Origin of the sequence: Pseudomonas mendocina (assembly GCF_900636545.1) — a bacterium.
In the GTDB taxonomy this organism is placed as follows: Bacteria; Pseudomonadota; Gammaproteobacteria; order Pseudomonadales; family Pseudomonadaceae; genus Aquipseudomonas; species Aquipseudomonas mendocina.
The window spans coordinates 2,638,406-2,653,927 of sequence record NZ_LR134290.1 but is presented as its reverse complement, the minus strand read 5'-3'; the positions used below and the strand labels follow the sequence as shown (position 1 = coordinate 2,653,927).

Here is a 15,522-nt window from a genome sequence, read left to right as displayed (position 1 = left end):
GTCATGCAGAACGCTACCAAGATGGGACTCAACTACACCGGCGTGCAGATGTCGCCAATCGACAGTGAAGCCATGCTCAAGGCCAGCCAGGAAGTGCCGCCAGATGTGCCTGGCAACGAACGCAAGCTAGCGGCGGTGCGCAGCGAGGAAGTAGTGCGGGCCGACAGCGTTGGTTCGGTTCCACTGCCTGGCTCGGTCAAGGGCATGATGAAGACGGCGCTGAACAAGCTCACTGGCGTTAGCCCGGAGATGCTCATCGACAAGCTTGGTGAGCGGCTGGCCTTCGAGCGCGCCGGGGTGCGCCTGTATGAGGCGCTATTGGCCAAGGCGTCGGTGGTCGAGGTGGTCGACAAGAATCAGCTACAGACCCTGCAGCGCTTTCGCGCTGAAGAAGCTGAGCATTTCGAGCTGGTGGTGGCCGCCATGGAAAAGCTCGGGGCGGACCCATCGGCGATGACGCCGTGTGCCGACGTCGTAGGCGTGACCGGGATGGGCGTCCTGCAGACCATCAGCGATCCGCGGACCAATCTGGCGCAGTCACTCAATGCCCTGCTCACGGCCGAACTCACCGATAACGCCGGCTGGGAACTGCTGATCGAGCTGGCCGACACCTGTGGTCAAACCGAGATTGCCGAGAGTTTCTACAAGGCATTGAGCCAGGAGCAGGTGCATCTCGAAACCATACGCGGTTGGCTCAGGGATGAGATCGTAAGGCAGGTATGACGCAGCAGCCTGGAGGGGCTGACAGCCCCTCCAGGCCACACGAGTCAAGAACTCTCACCGCCACGCAACATTCGCCGCAAGCTGCTCAGGATGCGGCCGTGGTTGCCCTCCCCTGAGCCATCGCTTTCCGGGTTTCCCTTGCCCTTCTCGATGCGCTTCCAGAACTTCTCGTGGAAGTAATACGCGACCGTGTTGCACGCCGGCTCCAGCAGCGCGATCAGGCCGCCGGTGAGGAGGTCACCGGTCAGCGCGAAGGCGATACCGAAGGCGATGGAAAAGTGCAGGATGGCAAAGGTGAAGGTCTTCAGCATGGAAGGCCCCAGCACCGCTTTGCCGGTGCTGGGCTCGCTCAACGCTTGGCATCCAGGTCTGGCGCGGCGCTACGTTGGAGGAAGGCCGCGGTGATCTGTGGCAAGTGCTCACGCAACCAGTCCGCCATTGCCACCTCCTGTTTCAGGATCTGCTCGCAGGCCGTCTGGGTTTGGGCGTCGCCGGCCTCCTCGGCGGCGGCTATCAGTACGGTGTAGGCCGCGATTTCCATGTTCTCGAACACGTAGCCGCTCATGGCGCCTTTGACCACCTCGTCGCTGACGGTCATGCCGGCAACGGCTTGGCCGAAGGCCATGACCTTGGCGGACAGATCCTTGAATGTCGATGGGCTGCTGCCCAGACGCTGCAGACAGGACTCCAGCAATTCGCGCTGGCCACGGGTCTCGTCGATGTGCTGGACGATACGTGCCTTGAGTTCGGGATAATGTTCCAGGCGCTCGGATTGGGCGGTAAGCATCTTCTCTGCTTGCTGCTCCATGGCATGGGCGTCGCGTAGCCAATCCAGCAGGTTCTCGGTAGCGGTGGACATTGGGTCATCTCCTGTTGGTCTGATCGGGCCGCCCTCCTCTCGCACCTGCTGAAAACTGGCGGAGGGAGAAAGACGGTCATGGACGAAGCATCTGGAAAGGGCTGTCGCGATTGCGTTGGCCCTCCTTATTGATGAGTCCGCCCCGACCGCGCCAGTTCAGGTTATTTGCTGGGACGCTTGACGAGTGGCGTGGGCTCTTACCAATGGGCCGAAAGGTTGAACCGTGCGGCGTGGCAGGTTTTCTACACGGGAACCTGTCTCTGCAGAAACGAGGAAAAGTCCATGACCGCGCTATCTGCCCAACCCGGCTGCTGCTGGCCTGCTTCCACTCCGGAAATCGACTTCCCCACCCTCTCCGGCCATTGCGAATGTGACGTAGCGGTAGTCGGTGCCGGCATTGCCGGACTGAGCACGGCGCTGGCGTTGTGTGAGGCCGGCAAATCGGTGGTGGTACTCGAAGCGAGGAAGGTCGGCCGCCAGGTGACAGGCCTGTCCACCGCCAAGGTCACCACCCAGCACGCGCTCATTTATCACGACCTGATCGCCAAGGCTGGTCGCGCTACCGCACAGTCCTACGCGGACGCCAATCAGCAGGCGCTGCAGCGCATTGCCGACTGGGTCGAGCAGTACGCGATCGATTGTGATTTCCAGCGTCGCTCGGCCTATGTCTACTCCCTCAGCGATAAGCAGGATGCCGCCCTCTCGGACGAAGCCGAGGCCGCGCGTTCGCTGGGGCTGGAGGCGCAGATTCTGGCACGTGCGCCGCTACCGTTTGCAACGTCCAGCGCGCTGGAGTTTCCGCAGCAGGCTCAGTTCAATCCGGCCCGTTATCTGCTGGGCCTTGCGCAGGCGCTGCAGGCCAAGGGCGGGCGTGTTTTCGAGGGTGTCCGAGCGACCCGCTTCGAGCACCATGGGCGCTGGCAGATCGGCTTCGAAGGCGGCGTGCTCAGCGCGGATACGCTGGTCATCGCCACTCATATGCCGGTGAAGACTCCGGTGGACTATGTCAGCCCGACACAGCCGCGCTGCCACGTCGCCATCGCCTTTCGACCGCGTGCAGGCGAGGAGCTGGACGGGATGTTCATCGCGGCTGACGAGCCCACGCACTCCATTCGTATGGCACAGGATGACGACGGACCACTGATTCTGGTGCTAGGCCCGCGTTTCAATACCGGTCAGGACGCTGACGTTGCGCAGCGTTTCGTCGAATTGGAGAGGTGGGCACGTCAGCACCTCCCGGTCGCTGAGGCCGTCTGGCGCTGGTGCAACGAGGATTACGACACCCCTGACCGCATGGCCTATGTCGGTGAACCGGATCCGGAGAAGGCCCCCCGCCTGTACGTTGCCACCGGGTTCAGCGCCTGGGGCATCACCAATGGCACCGCCTCCGGCATCGGCCTGGCGCAGCAGATCGACACCGGCCGTTGGCCCTGGGGCAAGTTGTTCGATCCCAGGCGTGATGCAGGGCAAGATCTCAATCAGAGCAGCGACAGCCATACGCTGATCGATGATGTGCAGGCGCTGAAGCCCGGCCAGGGCGGAGTCGTCATGCGTGGCGATGAAAAGCTGGCGGTGTGGCGCGACGATGACGGTGCATTGCACGCTCTGACGGCGGAGTGCACGCACATGGGCTGCCCGGTGACCTGGAACAATGCAGATCGTACCTGGGACTGTCCCTGCCACGGCTCGATCTTCGAGGCAGACGGCCAGGTCAGGCACGGCCCTGCCTGCGAGCCTTTGGCCAAGCGCCAACTGCCGGACTGAAGCGGGCTTCGCTGCAGCCGTGAGCCGTGGTTACAGCCGCGCGCGGATGAGTCTTTCGAACTCGATGCTGCGGCTGTTGTGCTCTTGCAGCTGCTGACGAAATTGCGGTGACAACTGCTCCGCGAAGAGCTGCTCGAAACCATGGCGAATCTGTTTCTCCGTGCGCAGTGCTGCGCGCAGACGGGCGCGGCCACGTTCGGGCAGTAGCGCGGCGGTCAGGCTGCGCCAGGCATGACGAAATACGCCGGGCACGCTTGGATGCTCGGCCGGTCGGCCGCCATAGGTGAGGATCTGGTTGTGCAGGCAGTCCATCAGCATCACGCACTGCTGTTCGCGCTCGCTGAACAGTCGCTGCTGTTCGGACGTTGCAGTGCTACCTGCGAGGCGTCGATAACTCAGGCTGGCGTCATGGCTGGCCATCAGCAGGTGGTTGAGCTGGGTGATGGTCTTGTCCAAGGTCGGCATGCGCTGCGCCTCCCCTACGCTTGCAGACTATGGGAATGAATCAACCGGATGCACGCGTTGGCACGCGGCACCCGGTAGTCAGCGAGATCAGCTCTTGGCGCGAGCCACGTCACGCATCGCTCTGACCTCGTTGTGGTTGCGCAGCACGCCCTGATACTGACGCTCCACCAGGGTGCGGATCTGCGGCGGCAGATTCTGGGTCAGGGCTTCGCTGTAGCGTTCCTTGGCGACGTCCTCGCCACGCTCGGCTTCGTTGAGAATCGCCTCTTCATCCTTGCCGGTGATCAACGATTTCAGGTCGACCCAACGGCGGTGCAGGTCGGCACTCACGCTGGTGCTGTCCTCGGGGTCACCGCCCAGTTCCAGTACGGTTCGCTGCAACTCTTCAGCCGCTTCGGCGCACTGCCGCGAGCGCTGCGAGAATAGCTGCTTCATGTCCGGGCGCTTGACGTCTTCGGCGCAGACCTTGAAGCCGGCTTCGCCGTCCTTGCAGGTTTCGATCAGCTTGTTGAGGGTGCGTACCAGGTCTTTGCGATCGTCTGTGAGATCCATAACTCGCCTCCGGGCCGGCTAAACGGCCATTGCTTGGTGGTATGTCCCTTGGCGGGGCCTACAAAAACTCCGACGCGCAGGCTTCGCTGATCGTTCAGGGAATTTTCCAAGCGGTTGAGGGAGCCCGGTTCAGGTATGCACGCACCAGTTCACCGACTCGGCCGGCATGCCGAGGCAGTCCTCGCGGTGAATCACGCCTGCTGCCAGGGCTTGCTCGACGTCGAGAATGCGCGGCGCGGACATCAGGCATTCCATCACGTTGAGTGGCGTCTCGGCGCCTGCCGTACGCTCGGCGACGATATCGGCGTAAAGCTGCAGGTCGTAGTCCAGGCTCATGGCGTATTCGGACATGCGCGCATGGTCCACGGCGCCATTGACCGTCCAGTGAAAGGGGTGGAACAGGAACTTGCTGTGCTGGCACGCGGTGCGTGTTTCCCCGGCGAGAAAGATGATGTTGCCCATCGACTCCACGGTGCCGAGGTTGTGCGTCTTGACCGGCACCGGCAGTGAGATGAGGAAGTTGTAGAGGGAGAAGCCGTAGCTGCACTCCCCACCCATGGTGGCGATCTTCAGCACCAGCTCATCGGCACCCTGGTGGATGGCCTGGCTGCATTTGTCGATCAACTGGCCACAGGTGTAGGAGTTGATCGGCGCAGTGAAATGCACGACATGAGTTCTCATGGTGTCCTCCTTTGCCAATGAAGCCCGTTACGGTCTGCGGTTGTGGGGCCTCTCTTGAAATGAGTGAAAACTCACCAGTGGGTTTCAATTTTCTGCCGGCGGCCGATTGTGACGAGTCGCATGCATCGGCGAAAAAGCTTGAACGCTCGCACGCTGGCACAACTCTGTTTGTTTCAGGGGGAGCTTGCCAGGCTTCGCACCTCGGCCTGGCCGGCGCAATGGCGCCAATCGAACGAGCATCCATGCTTCCCCCGGGCCGCCGCACCGTCTCCCTCCTTCTCCTTGCGGCGGCTCCTTCTTTCTCATCCGGGAGGCGATCGAGGCTCGTTCAGGAAAGCGGCCGAACTCACACACCATCAGGCAGTCACACAGTCGTGGCCTGCCCCACCAAAGGGCCACGTGCTCGAAACGAACGGACGCACGGGAGAGCATCGATGCCACTGCTCAAACTGCTGCATTTCATGGCGCTGATCGGCTGGTGCGGCGCACTGCTGTACCTGCCCGCGATGATCGCCGCCGGCACGCGTAGCAGCGACGACCTGTTCTACCGCGACCATGCCCACCTCACGCGCACCATTTTCAACCTGATTGCCACGCCAGCTGCCCTGCTTGCCATCGGCTCGGGCACGGCGCTGTTCCTGCGCGAGTCGATCTTCGACGCCTGGCTGATCGTCAAGCTCACCACCGTCGCCGGCATGGTGCTGTGCCATGCCCTGTGCGGCGTGCTGATCCTGCGCATCGAGCGCGTGAGCGATCCGGCGCTGCGCCGCGACTGCCTGCTGATCGGCCTGCTGCTGACGGTGCTGATCGGCGCCACGCTGTGGCTGGTGCTGGCCAAACCTTTCTGACCACGGAGTACCCGAGAATGCCTGCCCTGCCCCGCTCTCCCTACCATCCAGTGGCCGGCAAGCAGGGGCCGAGTGATTCAGCGCGTATCCACGCCGACACCGTGTTCGTACACCAGGCGCCCGCCCAGGTAAGCCGCCAGGCCGATCAGGGCAGCGGTCAGCAGCGACAGGTACAGCCCCCAGCGCTCCATGCCCTGTTCCGGGCCGGCGTAGCGCAGCAGCCAGTTGAGCGATGCCAGCGACAGCATCATCACGGCGATGATGGCATGGCACCAAGCAGTGATCTTGCGCCGGATGCTGCCGACCGTAAGCAGATCGACCAGCCCCGCCATGCTCGCCACCCAGCCACCGAAGGCGCCCACGCCTGCCAGCCAGAGACTGGCGCGCGCCCAGAACGGATCGGCCAGCAGCAGATAGGCGATGTCGGTCGCCACCAGGCCCAGCAGCGCGGCCACGGGAAAGTGGATCATCATCGGATGCAGCGGATGTCCGGCGATGGCTGCGCGACTGACGATAACTTCCTTTATTTCGGCCATCCCGGCCTCCCTGAACAGGTTGATGATGAGGTTAGGCAGGCGCGTCATTGGCTGACGCCCTGTTTCAAGTTGACCACGCTGACGCTGGCAGTTCCGTTTCTCGTTGCCTGCGAGGGGCCACAATCGGCGCTTGACCCGGCCGGACCGATGGCGCACGAGGTGGCGATCCTGTGGTGGGCGATGTGCGCGTTCGCCACCCTGGTGCTGATCGTAGTAACGGCGTTGTGGGTGCATGCCATGCGCCGCAAGACCCCGCTGATGGACGATGCACGGGCACGCCAGCTGACCCTGCGCTGGCTGATCGGTGGTGGCCTGTTGCTGCCGACCCTGAGCATTCTGGTGCTGTTGCTGTTCGGCATTCCCATCGGCCACCGCATGCTGCCCTTGCCGCTGAGCGGCGAGCAGCCGTTGCGCATCGAGGTGATCGGCCATCAATGGTGGTGGGAGGTGCGCTACCCGGACAGCGGCGTGGTCACCGCCAACCAGTTACACCTGCCGGTCGACCGCCCGGTGGACCTCGACGTCACCAGCGCCGATGTCATCCATTCGTTCTGGGTACCGCGCCTGGGCGGCAAGATCGACATGATCCCCGGCCGCCACAACCGCATCCGTCTGCAGGCCGACCGCCCCGGCATCTTTCGCGGGCAGTGCTCGGAGTTCTGCGGCACCCAGCACACGCACATGATCCTCGACGTGCAGGCCCACGACGAAGAGGACTTCGCCAACTGGCTGCAGACTCGCAGCGACTGGCAGGCCAGCGCCCTGCCCGGCCCGGCCGGCGAAGCCTTCGCCGCGCGTTGCGGCCAGTGCCACCGCGTCGCAGGCGTCAGCGACGGCGATCGTGCCCCGGATCTGAGCGATATCGGCGCGCGCTCGATGCTCGGCGCCGGTGTGCTGAACAACCAACCGGGCGCGCTATTGCGCTGGCTGCAGGAGCACCAGCGGCTCAAGCCCGGCAACGCCATGCCGTTGCACGACGATCTCGACCCTGACCACCTCAGTGCCATCGCCGACTGGCTGGAGACCCTGCACCCGTGAGCGAACCAAACAACCAGCGCGTTGCCGACCCCGAGCAACTGCACGATCAGTTCAACGATGTCTGGGGTAACCCGAGCGGCTGGAAGTCGCTGACCATCGTCAACCACACCACCGTCGGCATCCGCTTCATGCTCACCGGGCTGGGCTTCTTCCTGTTCGGCGGCCTGCTGGCGATGCTGGTACGCACGCAGCTTGCGATCCCCGGCTACGAGTTTCTCGAGCCGGATGTCTACAACCAGGTGTTCACCATGCACGGCACGGTGATGATGTTCCTCTTCGCCGTACCGATGATGGAGGGCCTGGCGGTCTACCTGATTCCGAAGATGCTCGGCGCGCGTGACCTGGTGTTTCCGCGGCTGTCGGCGCTGGGCTACTGGTGCTACCTGTTCGGTGGGCTGATTCTGTGCGCCAGCCTGCTGCTGGGTATCGCGCCCAAGGCCGGCTGGTTCATGTACACGCCGCTGTCCAGTGCCGTGCATACGCCAGGGCCGAATTCGGATTTCTGGCTGATCGGCATCACCTTCGTGGAGATATCCGCGGTGTCTGCCGGCGTCGAGCTGGTGGTATCGATCCTGCGTACCCGCGCCGAAGGCATGGCCCTGAACAAGATGCCGATCTATGCCTGGTACATCCTGGTGATGGCCATGATGATCGTGGTCGGCTTCCCGCCGCTGATCCTCGGCAGCATCCTGCTGGAACTCGAGCGCGCAGTCGGCCTGCCGTTCTTCGAGGTGGCGCGCGGCGGCGATCCGATTCTCTGGCAACACCTGTTCTGGCTGTTCGGCCATCCCGAGGTGTACATCATCTTCCTGCCGGCGGCCGGCATCGTCTCGACCCTGCTGCCGGTGTTCTGCCAGCGGCCACTGGTGGGCTATCGCTGGGTGGTGCTGTCGATCCTGACCACAGGTTTCATCAGCTTCGGCCTGTGGGTGCACCACATGTTCACCGTGGGCATCCCGCAGTTGGCGCAGGCGTTCTTTTCCGCCGCGAGCATGCTGGTGGCGATCCCCACCGGGGTCCAGGTATTCGCCTGGATCGCCACGCTGTGGGTCGGCAAACCGCGCTACCACGTGCCGATGCTGTGGCTGGTGGGCTTTCTGGTGATCTTCGTCTGCGGCGGCCTGACCGGCGTGATGCTGGCCCTGGTGCCGTTCGACTGGCAAGTACACGATACCCATTTCGTGGTCGCGCACATGCACTACGTGCTGGTGGGCGGCATGTTCTTCCCGCTGCTGGCCGGCATCTATTACTGGCTGCCGCATTTTTCCGGGCGCATGCCGTCGCTGCGTCTCGGCAAATGGGGCTTCTGGCTGGTGTTCATCGGTTTCAACCTGACCTTCCTGATCATGCACTGGACCGGCCTGATGGGCATGCCGCGGCGGATCTACACCTACCAGTCGGGCCTGGGCTGGGACCTGCCCAACCTGATTTCCTCGGTGGGCAGTTTCATCATGGCCATCGGTATCGCCACGGTGCTGCTGGATATCGTCCTGCACTTTCGCTTCGGTCAGAAGGCGCCGAACAACCCCTGGGATGCCGACACCCTGGAGTGGAGCACGCACCTGCCACCGAGCGCCTACAACTTCGTCAGCCTGCCGCCGGTACGTACCCGTCATCCGATGTGGGAGTGCCCCGATCTGGGCGAGCGCATCGACAAGGGCGAATTCGCCCTGACCGTGATCGACCATGGCCGGCGCGAAACCTGGGGCGTCGAGCCGCTGACCGGCAAGGTGCGCGAGATCATCCACCTGCCTGGCAACAGCTGGCTGCCCTTCGCGGCTTCGGTATTCATCGCCATCATGTGCCTGGGGCTGCTGACCAAGTTCTACTGGGTCGCATTGGCTGCCTGCATCGTCGCCGTGGCGGTGTTGCTGCGCTGGAGCTGGGAGAACGGTGCGCATCCGCTGGCGGCGCCGGATGCGCGGGTGCAACCGGGTGAACCGCCGCTGCACTCGCGCACCTGTGACGGGCCGGGGCTCTGGGGCATGGGCGTGACTCTGCTGGCCAACGGCGCCCTGTATCTGTCGCTGCTATTTGGCTGGTTCTACCTGTGGACGGTGTCGCCGAACTGGCTGGTGCCGGACGATCCGGTCATCGATCAACGCCTGCTCCTGGCCAGCGCCGTGCTGCTCAGCGTCGCCGTATTCTGGCAGCGGCCAGTGCTACGGCGTTTGCGTCAGGGCCAGGGCGAGCCGGCCACGCTGATCGCCTGCTTCGCCGGCGTGGCGCTGCTCGGCGTACTACATGCCGCTTTGCTGCTCTGGGCCCTGCTTTCTGGCGATCTGGCGCCACGCTCCACTGCACATGACGCGGTGATCACCGTCATGCTTGCCTATAGCCTGGTGCACGGCGCGCTGGCGTCCATCCTCAGCGCCTTGCAGGCGCTGCGCGTGCATTACGGCTACGTGTGCAAGCGCACACCTTACGAACCGCTGGTGGTCGAACAGTTGTGGCAGTACAACCTCGCCGTGCTGTGGATCACCTATTGCAGCGTGGTGCTGTTTCCACCCACCTTCGGAGGTGCGTGATGCAGCCATTACGCAGCCCCTACAACCCGGTTCATATTCCGCTCGGGCTGGTGCTCTGGAGCATCTGGTTCGTGGTCATCTACGGCGGCCTGTCGGTAGGCTGTTCGCTGCTGCCGCCACCTCCTGCACAAGGCCAGTGGACCTGGCTGAACGCCTCGCTAGGTGTGCTCAGCGTGGTTACGGTGGTGGCCCTGCTTGGCCTGGCGCGGCTGTTCCAGCGAGCTGCCAGAAGAGACCGCGCCACCCAATCCGAGCGCTTCGTGGCCCGCCTTGCAGCGGGTGTGAACCTGATCGGCGCCATCGCCACCGTCTTCGTCGCCCTGCCGACCCTGAGCCTGCCGCCATGCCTGTGATTGCTCTCGCCCTGCTGTTGCTGCCCGGTACAGCCGCTGCGCATGGCCTGCTCGATGGCCATCTGCACCTGAACGAGCGCGTGCCGTTGCTGTTGAGTGCACTGCTGCTCGGCGCCGCCTGGCTGCTCTACGTGCTCGGCTGTCGCAAGGTCAAGCCGCATGGGCGTGAAGCGCTATGGATGCACCTGGCGATGATCATCACCGTGCTCGCCGTGTTCGGCCCCATCGATGACTGGGCGGAAACCAGTACCAGCCTGCACATGGTCCAGCACATGCTGTTCATGATCGTCATCGCACCGCTCTGGGCACTGGCCCGGCCACTGCCGCAGTGGCGTGCGGTGCTCGGCGGCTGGATGGCCCCGGTGTCCAATGCGATTTTGCGTAGCGGTCGTTATCCGGTAGCGCTGGCGATGCTGCACGGGGCGATGATCTGGGTCTGGCACACGCCGAGCCTGTACATGCTGGCGCTGGAAAATACCTGGTGGCATGCCATCGAACATGCTTGTTTCCTCTTCAGCGCCTGGTTGTTCTGGTGGTCCTGCCTGCGCGCCAACCCGCGGCAGGTGCCGCACGCGCTGATGGCCATCCTCCTGACGTTAATGCACACCGGTTTGCTGGGCGCCCTGCTCACCTTCGGCAATGCACCGTTCTACGGCGAGTCCCGCGATCTGGCGGACCAGCAACTGGCCGGGCTGCTCATGTGGGTGCCGGGCAGCTTGGTCTATCTGGCCGCAGCCGGCTGGATCAGTTGGCGCTGGTTGACACGCATCTGGCGACGTCAGGGTGAAAAGGCCGGTACTACCCCATAGCGCGTTCTTCGTGCGCGCTAACTTCTTGTACAACTTCAATCCAAGTCTGCCGACAGCCTCTGGGCGTTTCGGTGAAAGCGTGACGCGCATTTGGTTCAGGGTATTTTTTCTGTCACTGCGAACCAGTTGACTTATTGCTCTGGCGCAAGATGCTGTATGCAAACAATAAAGTTATCGTCGCATTTCCAAGTCTCCGATTCTTTTTGAACTGATTCGTGTGTGCAGAAATTTTGTATAACTTCGGTAAATGATGTCACTTTGAATTTTTTTTTTACCAATCGTCCCAACTGTTGGTGTTAGCGAAAATCACCGTTATGTTTCATGAGTGCCATTAAGGAGATACTCATGAAACACGACTTGGAAAGTATTAGATCGGCGCTAGCCAATTATGAAGTTGATATGACGCCAAGGCCGGACGGCAGCATCGTGCTTACCGTTGCCCATAAAGAACGGCAACTCGTCCGCGTTCTGGATGGGAGTTGTCCTACTCAGGAGGTGATCAGACTGATTCATTTCGATATGACGCTGGAAGAGAATGGCGAGTCGATCAGCGAAGCGGTCAAACACTGTAATACCAAGCAGTTGCCAACCTATTCGCGCGAGCCGATTTTCCGTACGCGCATCTCCCGTTTGTGGGCTATGAGAAAGCTCACGAAAGAATGAGGGGATACGCACATGCCCAGATGCAAGGATTCAGCAACGATTCGGAACAAGGCCGAAGAGGTGATGGGAAGAATCAGACGGCATATGCCCTATCGGCACCAACTGATGTACGAGTGGCCTTACATGACGGGCGCGACATGCCTGGTGGTTCTTCTGGTTTGGCAACCCTTTCAGCCAGCGGCGCTGGCAGTAATGCTCTCTCAGCCGCCACCCAGTACCCAGGTAGCCCAGCGTTCGCTTCGGGAGGTCGACTCGAACTGCTATCAGGTGCACAGCGAAGCGCTTGACGAGCAGCCTTGCGAGGATTGTGACAAGGACAAGGTCACCGCCACGCACCCTGAGCGGGATTTTCAGTTCAGCCGCTCCATTCTCACCTGCCGGGATATACACCACGACCCGCTGCGCGCTCGCGCAGCGGACAGGCCAAACAACATGATGATCGAAGTGATCAAGGCCAATCACTCCTTCTAGCCGCCACTAGCGCCCTCGGCTGGCATTTCCAGCCTCTTACCCTGCCCTACCGATTACCCGCCCCCGATTGTTTGAGCTAACGATTCAAGTGACTGTCGACATGCATAGATGCCAGTCGCGGGATGTATATCATGCGCAACGGGTGAATTTACTTTTTCATTACAGTTGCTGTCGTCAGGGCATTGTCGCTTGCCTGGGTATTCAACTGAGCTTGCCTGATATTGCCGTTGGCAAGATGGCCGGCAAGCCATTTAAGTGAAACCCGGCAAGAGACCATTCGGGCTTTTCTTTATAAATAAGAGGTGCTTATAAGGCGCGCTGCGATCTGTATGGCCAAGTTGCTCTTTATTGGTGCGGCGCAATGTTTCTACAGTGGCTATATATGGAGGCATGAAAATGACAGATCAGTACAATTATCTGGATCAGATCACCGCCTACAGCAGTTGCGCCAATGCGTGTGAACAATGCGCATCGGCGTGCCTGCGTGAGAAAGACGCAGGCCATTACCGTTGCATCGAGCTGTGCCGAGATTGCGCAGACCTGTGCCGCCTCACGGCCACCCTGATGTTGCGTGACAGTCCTTACGTGGCAGTGGCCAGCCAACTGTGCCGGATCGCCTGTCTGGCCTGTGCCGAGGAATGCATCCAGCACACCAGTCAGCATTGCCAGGAATGCGCGCATGCTTGTCAGCAGTGCGCAGACGATCCCTTGCTGGAGACAGCCTGAGATGAACAGGAAAACACCGAAGGAAATCGGGCGGACGCCCGTAGCGCGTAGCAACGATAGGTTGCTGGACGACCCGGGTAACGAAGACCCTGGCTCACAGCTCGACGCGCCAGTGCCGCTGCGCCCCTCGACCGGGGCGCAGCAGGAGAAGCCGCCTCGACCTAGCGACGGAAAACCGCGCTAGGCCTGGCGTCGGTTCAGGCTGGAATGCTCTTGGCGCGGGCCTCTCGTGCCCAGATGCGATGTTGCTTGAGCGCCGTCTCGAAGCGCATGTACAGCGGATCGAAGCTGTCGCCGCCGAGCATCCCGTCATCCTCTTCCAGGCCCAGCATGGCCGCCAGCTGAGCGGCATCGCCGCTGAGCGCGACAGGCTTGAGGTGCTTGTAGGCTTCCAGCAGGTAATGCTTGGCCACGCCATCGTCCTGCAGGGTCTTGAGCACGTACTCGCCTCCCGGGACGAACACGGCGTCGACGGTGATCGACGGCTCCGAGGCGAAGCTGCCATCAGGTTGCACTGGCTGGCCGTCGGAGTCCTTCACTGCCGCCGCTGAAGGCGCCAGGAGTTTGGTCACGGCGCCGGCAGCTTCGAGTATCTTCTTCAGGCTGGCGACTTCGTCGGCCTTGCAACCGGGCGTCAGCAGAACCGCGACGCGACGCCCGCGAATGTCGCCAGGCAGCAGGTTCATCTGGCTGAGCGCCGGAGAAACCTGCGGCTTGCCTTCCATTTGCGGCGTCGAGGTACTGTCCAGATCGATGCCCAGGTTCTGCGCAACCCGCAGGGCCAACAGCGGGTCGATGTGAGCGAGTATTTCCTTTACCTGGCGCTCGCGAATGTACAGGCGCTCTACCTTCGACAGCTCGAAGCTGTAGGCGTCGACGATGTGCTGCTGCTCGGCCTCGCTCATGCTGCGCCAGAACAGCGTGGCCTGGGAGAAGTGGTCGGCGAAGCTGGGCGAACGCACACGGATCTTGGTGCCGTGCAGCGGCTCGGGATAGGAGCTGTAACCGCCTCCACTCGGCGCTGGCGGCGTTTCGCGTGGCCAGTTGCCGTCGATCGAGTTCGGCTCGTAGGACGCGCGGCCACGATTGATCTGCTGACGATGCGGCGCATCGCGCTGGTTGTTGTGAAACGGACACAGCGGGCGGTTGATCGGGATTTCATTGAAGTTCGGACCACCCAGGCGCAGCAGCTGGGTATCGGTGTACGAGAACAGTCGCCCCTGCAACAGCGGATCGTTGCTGAAGTCGATGCCCGGCACCACGTGGCCGATGTGAAACGCCGCCTGCTCGGTCTCGGCGAAGAAGTTGTCCGGGTTGCGGTTGAGCACCATGCGACCGACCACGCGCACCGGCACCAGCTCCTCGGGTACCAGCTTGGTTGGATCGAGCAGGTCGAAGCCGAAGCTTTGCGCGTCTTCCTCGTTCATCACCTGCAGGCCCAGTTCCCATTCCGGGTAGAGGCCGCGCTCGATGTCTTCCCAAAGGCCGCGGCGGTGAAAGTCCGGGTCCTTGCCAGCGAGTTTCTGCGCTTCGTCCCACACCAGCGAACAGACGCCGGCCTTGGGCCGCCAGTGAAACTTCACCAACTTGCTCTGGCCCTCGGCGTTGACCAGGCGAAAGCTGTGCACGCCAAAACCCTGCATCGAGCGATAGGCGATAGGAATGGCGCGGTCGGACATGGTCCAGAGCACCATGTGCGCCGACTCCGGGGTCAGCGAGACGAAGTCCCAGAAAGTGTCGTGGGCCGAGGCTCCGGTCGGGATCTCGTTGTGCGGCTCGGGTTTGACCGCATGAACGAAGTCGGGAAACTTGATCGCATCCTGGATGAAGAACACCGGCATGTTGTTGCCCACCAGGTCGAAGTTGCCCTCCTCGGTGTAGAACTTCACGGCAAAGCCGCGCACGTCGCGCACCGTATCGGCCGAGCCACGCGGCCCCTGCACAGTGGAAAAACGCACGAACACCGGGGTGCGCTTGCCGGCTTCGCTGAGAAAATTGGCGCAGGTCAGGTCGGTGGCAGGGTCGGTGACCTCGAAATAGCCATGAGCTGCCGAACCGCGGGCATGTACCACGCGCTCGGGAATACGCTCGTGATCGAAGTGGGTGATCTTCTCGCGCATGATGAAATCTTCCATCAGCGTCGGCCCACGTTCACCCGCGCGCAGGCTGTTCTGGTTGTCGGCGATGCGCACGCCGGTGTTGGTGGTCAGCGCCTCACCGGTGGAATCTTCGCGGAATTGCTCTAGCTGTTCGAGCTTGGCGTTGCTGTTGCTTCTGTCGAGCGTATCGCTGCCGGCCATCTGGCTCTGCTCGGCGGTTTTCGGTTGCTTGCTCATGGGCTACTCCCGGCTGTTGGAAGCACGCATAGGGCCGCGCGCTGGTAATTGTCGGTGGCCATGCCAGGCATGGCGGCCGCGCAGGCGACGACATGTCGCCACGGGTAATTTTTGAGGCGAGCTGGCGCTGCTTCGTTCGACTTGAATTTTCCTCGGCAGCTGGCGCTTTG

17 protein-coding genes are annotated in these 15,522 nt (G+C 62.3%); 10 read left to right on the top strand and 7 right to left on the bottom strand.

Going from position 1 to position 15,522, the window contains the following annotated elements:
• Positions 1–3 precede the first annotated feature (3 nt).
• Positions 4–723: a ferritin-like domain-containing protein gene (locus EL191_RS12245; protein WP_013715595.1), complete on the top strand. Its 720-nt coding sequence runs from the start codon at positions 4–6 to the stop codon at positions 721–723.
• A 44-nt stretch (positions 724–767) separates the two neighbouring features.
• Here EL191_RS12245 and EL191_RS12240 read toward each other — a convergent pair whose 3' ends face one another.
• Together EL191_RS12240 and EL191_RS12235 are read right to left on the bottom strand one after the other, a co-directional pair.
• Positions 768–1,034 (bottom strand): DUF2061 domain-containing protein, encoded by a 267-nt coding sequence (locus EL191_RS12240; protein WP_041979554.1) that lies wholly within the window; start codon positions 1,032–1,034, stop codon positions 768–770.
• 38 nt (positions 1,035–1,072) lie between these two features.
• The gene (locus EL191_RS12235) at positions 1,073–1,582 is read right to left on the bottom strand and encodes a ferritin-like domain-containing protein (protein ID WP_017360929.1); all 510 of its coding nucleotides are present in this window, start codon (positions 1,580–1,582) and stop codon (positions 1,073–1,075) included.
• Positions 1,583–1,864: 282 nt separating this feature from the next.
• Between EL191_RS12235 and EL191_RS12230 the strand changes: the two genes are divergently transcribed.
• Positions 1,865–3,346: an FAD-dependent oxidoreductase gene (locus EL191_RS12230; protein WP_041979139.1), complete on the top strand. Its 1,482-nt coding sequence runs from the start codon at positions 1,865–1,867 to the stop codon at positions 3,344–3,346.
• 30 nt (positions 3,347–3,376) lie between these two features.
• Here the strand turns inward: EL191_RS12230 and EL191_RS12225 are convergent, their stop codons facing one another.
• The 3 genes from EL191_RS12225 to EL191_RS12215 form a co-directional block, all read right to left on the bottom strand.
• On the bottom strand, positions 3,377–3,811 hold the full coding sequence (locus EL191_RS12225; RefSeq protein ID WP_013715591.1) for a DUF2383 domain-containing protein: 435 nt from the start codon (positions 3,809–3,811) through the stop codon (positions 3,377–3,379).
• An 87-nt stretch (positions 3,812–3,898) separates the two neighbouring features.
• Positions 3,899–4,363: a ferritin-like domain-containing protein gene (locus EL191_RS12220; RefSeq protein ID WP_013715590.1), complete on the bottom strand. Its 465-nt coding sequence runs from the start codon at positions 4,361–4,363 to the stop codon at positions 3,899–3,901.
• A gap of 129 nt (positions 4,364–4,492) precedes the next feature.
• Positions 4,493–5,044 (bottom strand): ATP-dependent Clp protease proteolytic subunit, encoded by a 552-nt coding sequence (locus EL191_RS12215; RefSeq protein WP_013715589.1) that lies wholly within the window; start codon positions 5,042–5,044, stop codon positions 4,493–4,495.
• Positions 5,045–5,478: 434 nt separating this feature from the next.
• Between EL191_RS12215 and EL191_RS12210 the strand changes: the two genes are divergently transcribed.
• Entirely contained in the window at positions 5,479–5,892 is a 414-nt protein-coding gene (locus EL191_RS12210; RefSeq protein ID WP_013715588.1) for a CopD family protein, read from the top strand.
• A gap of 77 nt (positions 5,893–5,969) precedes the next feature.
• Here EL191_RS12210 and EL191_RS12205 read toward each other — a convergent pair whose 3' ends face one another.
• Positions 5,970–6,428 (bottom strand): DUF2231 domain-containing protein, encoded by a 459-nt coding sequence (locus EL191_RS12205; RefSeq protein ID WP_013715587.1) that lies wholly within the window; start codon positions 6,426–6,428, stop codon positions 5,970–5,972.
• Between the two features lie 147 nt (positions 6,429–6,575).
• On the opposite strand from EL191_RS12205, the gene coxB reads away from it, so the two are divergent.
• The 7 genes from coxB (at position 6,576) to EL191_RS12170 (ending at position 13,016) form a co-directional block, all read left to right on the top strand.
• A complete protein-coding gene (coxB, locus tag EL191_RS12200; RefSeq protein ID WP_041979142.1) occupies positions 6,576–7,466 on the top strand; it encodes a cytochrome c oxidase subunit II in 891 nt (296 codons plus the stop codon).
• Positions 7,463–9,994 carry a cytochrome c oxidase subunit I gene (ctaD, locus tag EL191_RS12195; protein ID WP_041979144.1) on the top strand — a complete coding sequence of 844 codons (2,532 nt, stop codon included), beginning with the start codon at positions 7,463–7,465 and terminating at the stop codon, positions 9,992–9,994. The genes coxB and ctaD overlap by 4 nt, the downstream gene beginning before the upstream one ends.
• A complete protein-coding gene (locus EL191_RS12190; RefSeq protein ID WP_041979146.1) occupies positions 9,994–10,347 on the top strand; it encodes a hypothetical protein in 354 nt (117 codons plus the stop codon). Before ctaD ends, EL191_RS12190 begins: the two co-directional genes overlap by 1 nt.
• The gene (locus EL191_RS12185) at positions 10,338–11,156 is read left to right on the top strand and encodes a cytochrome c oxidase assembly protein (protein WP_041979150.1); all 819 of its coding nucleotides are present in this window, start codon (positions 10,338–10,340) and stop codon (positions 11,154–11,156) included. The genes EL191_RS12190 and EL191_RS12185 overlap by 10 nt, the downstream gene beginning before the upstream one ends.
• A gap of 345 nt (positions 11,157–11,501) precedes the next feature.
• Positions 11,502–11,819, top strand: coding sequence for a hypothetical protein (locus EL191_RS12180; RefSeq protein ID WP_041979152.1), 318 nt, complete (start codon positions 11,502–11,504; stop codon positions 11,817–11,819).
• Positions 11,820–11,963: 144 nt separating this feature from the next.
• On the top strand, positions 11,964–12,290 hold the full coding sequence (locus tag EL191_RS12175) for a hypothetical protein (protein WP_232005475.1): 327 nt from the start codon (positions 11,964–11,966) through the stop codon (positions 12,288–12,290).
• A gap of 396 nt (positions 12,291–12,686) precedes the next feature.
• Positions 12,687–13,016, top strand: a complete 330-nt coding sequence (locus EL191_RS12170) for a four-helix bundle copper-binding protein (protein WP_013715581.1) — start codon at positions 12,687–12,689, stop codon at positions 13,014–13,016.
• Between the two features lie 197 nt (positions 13,017–13,213).
• Here EL191_RS12170 and katE read toward each other — a convergent pair whose 3' ends face one another.
• Positions 13,214–15,352, bottom strand: coding sequence for a catalase HPII (gene katE, locus EL191_RS12165; protein WP_041979154.1), 2,139 nt, complete (start codon positions 15,350–15,352; stop codon positions 13,214–13,216).
• Between the last annotated feature and the right edge of the window lie 170 nt (positions 15,353–15,522).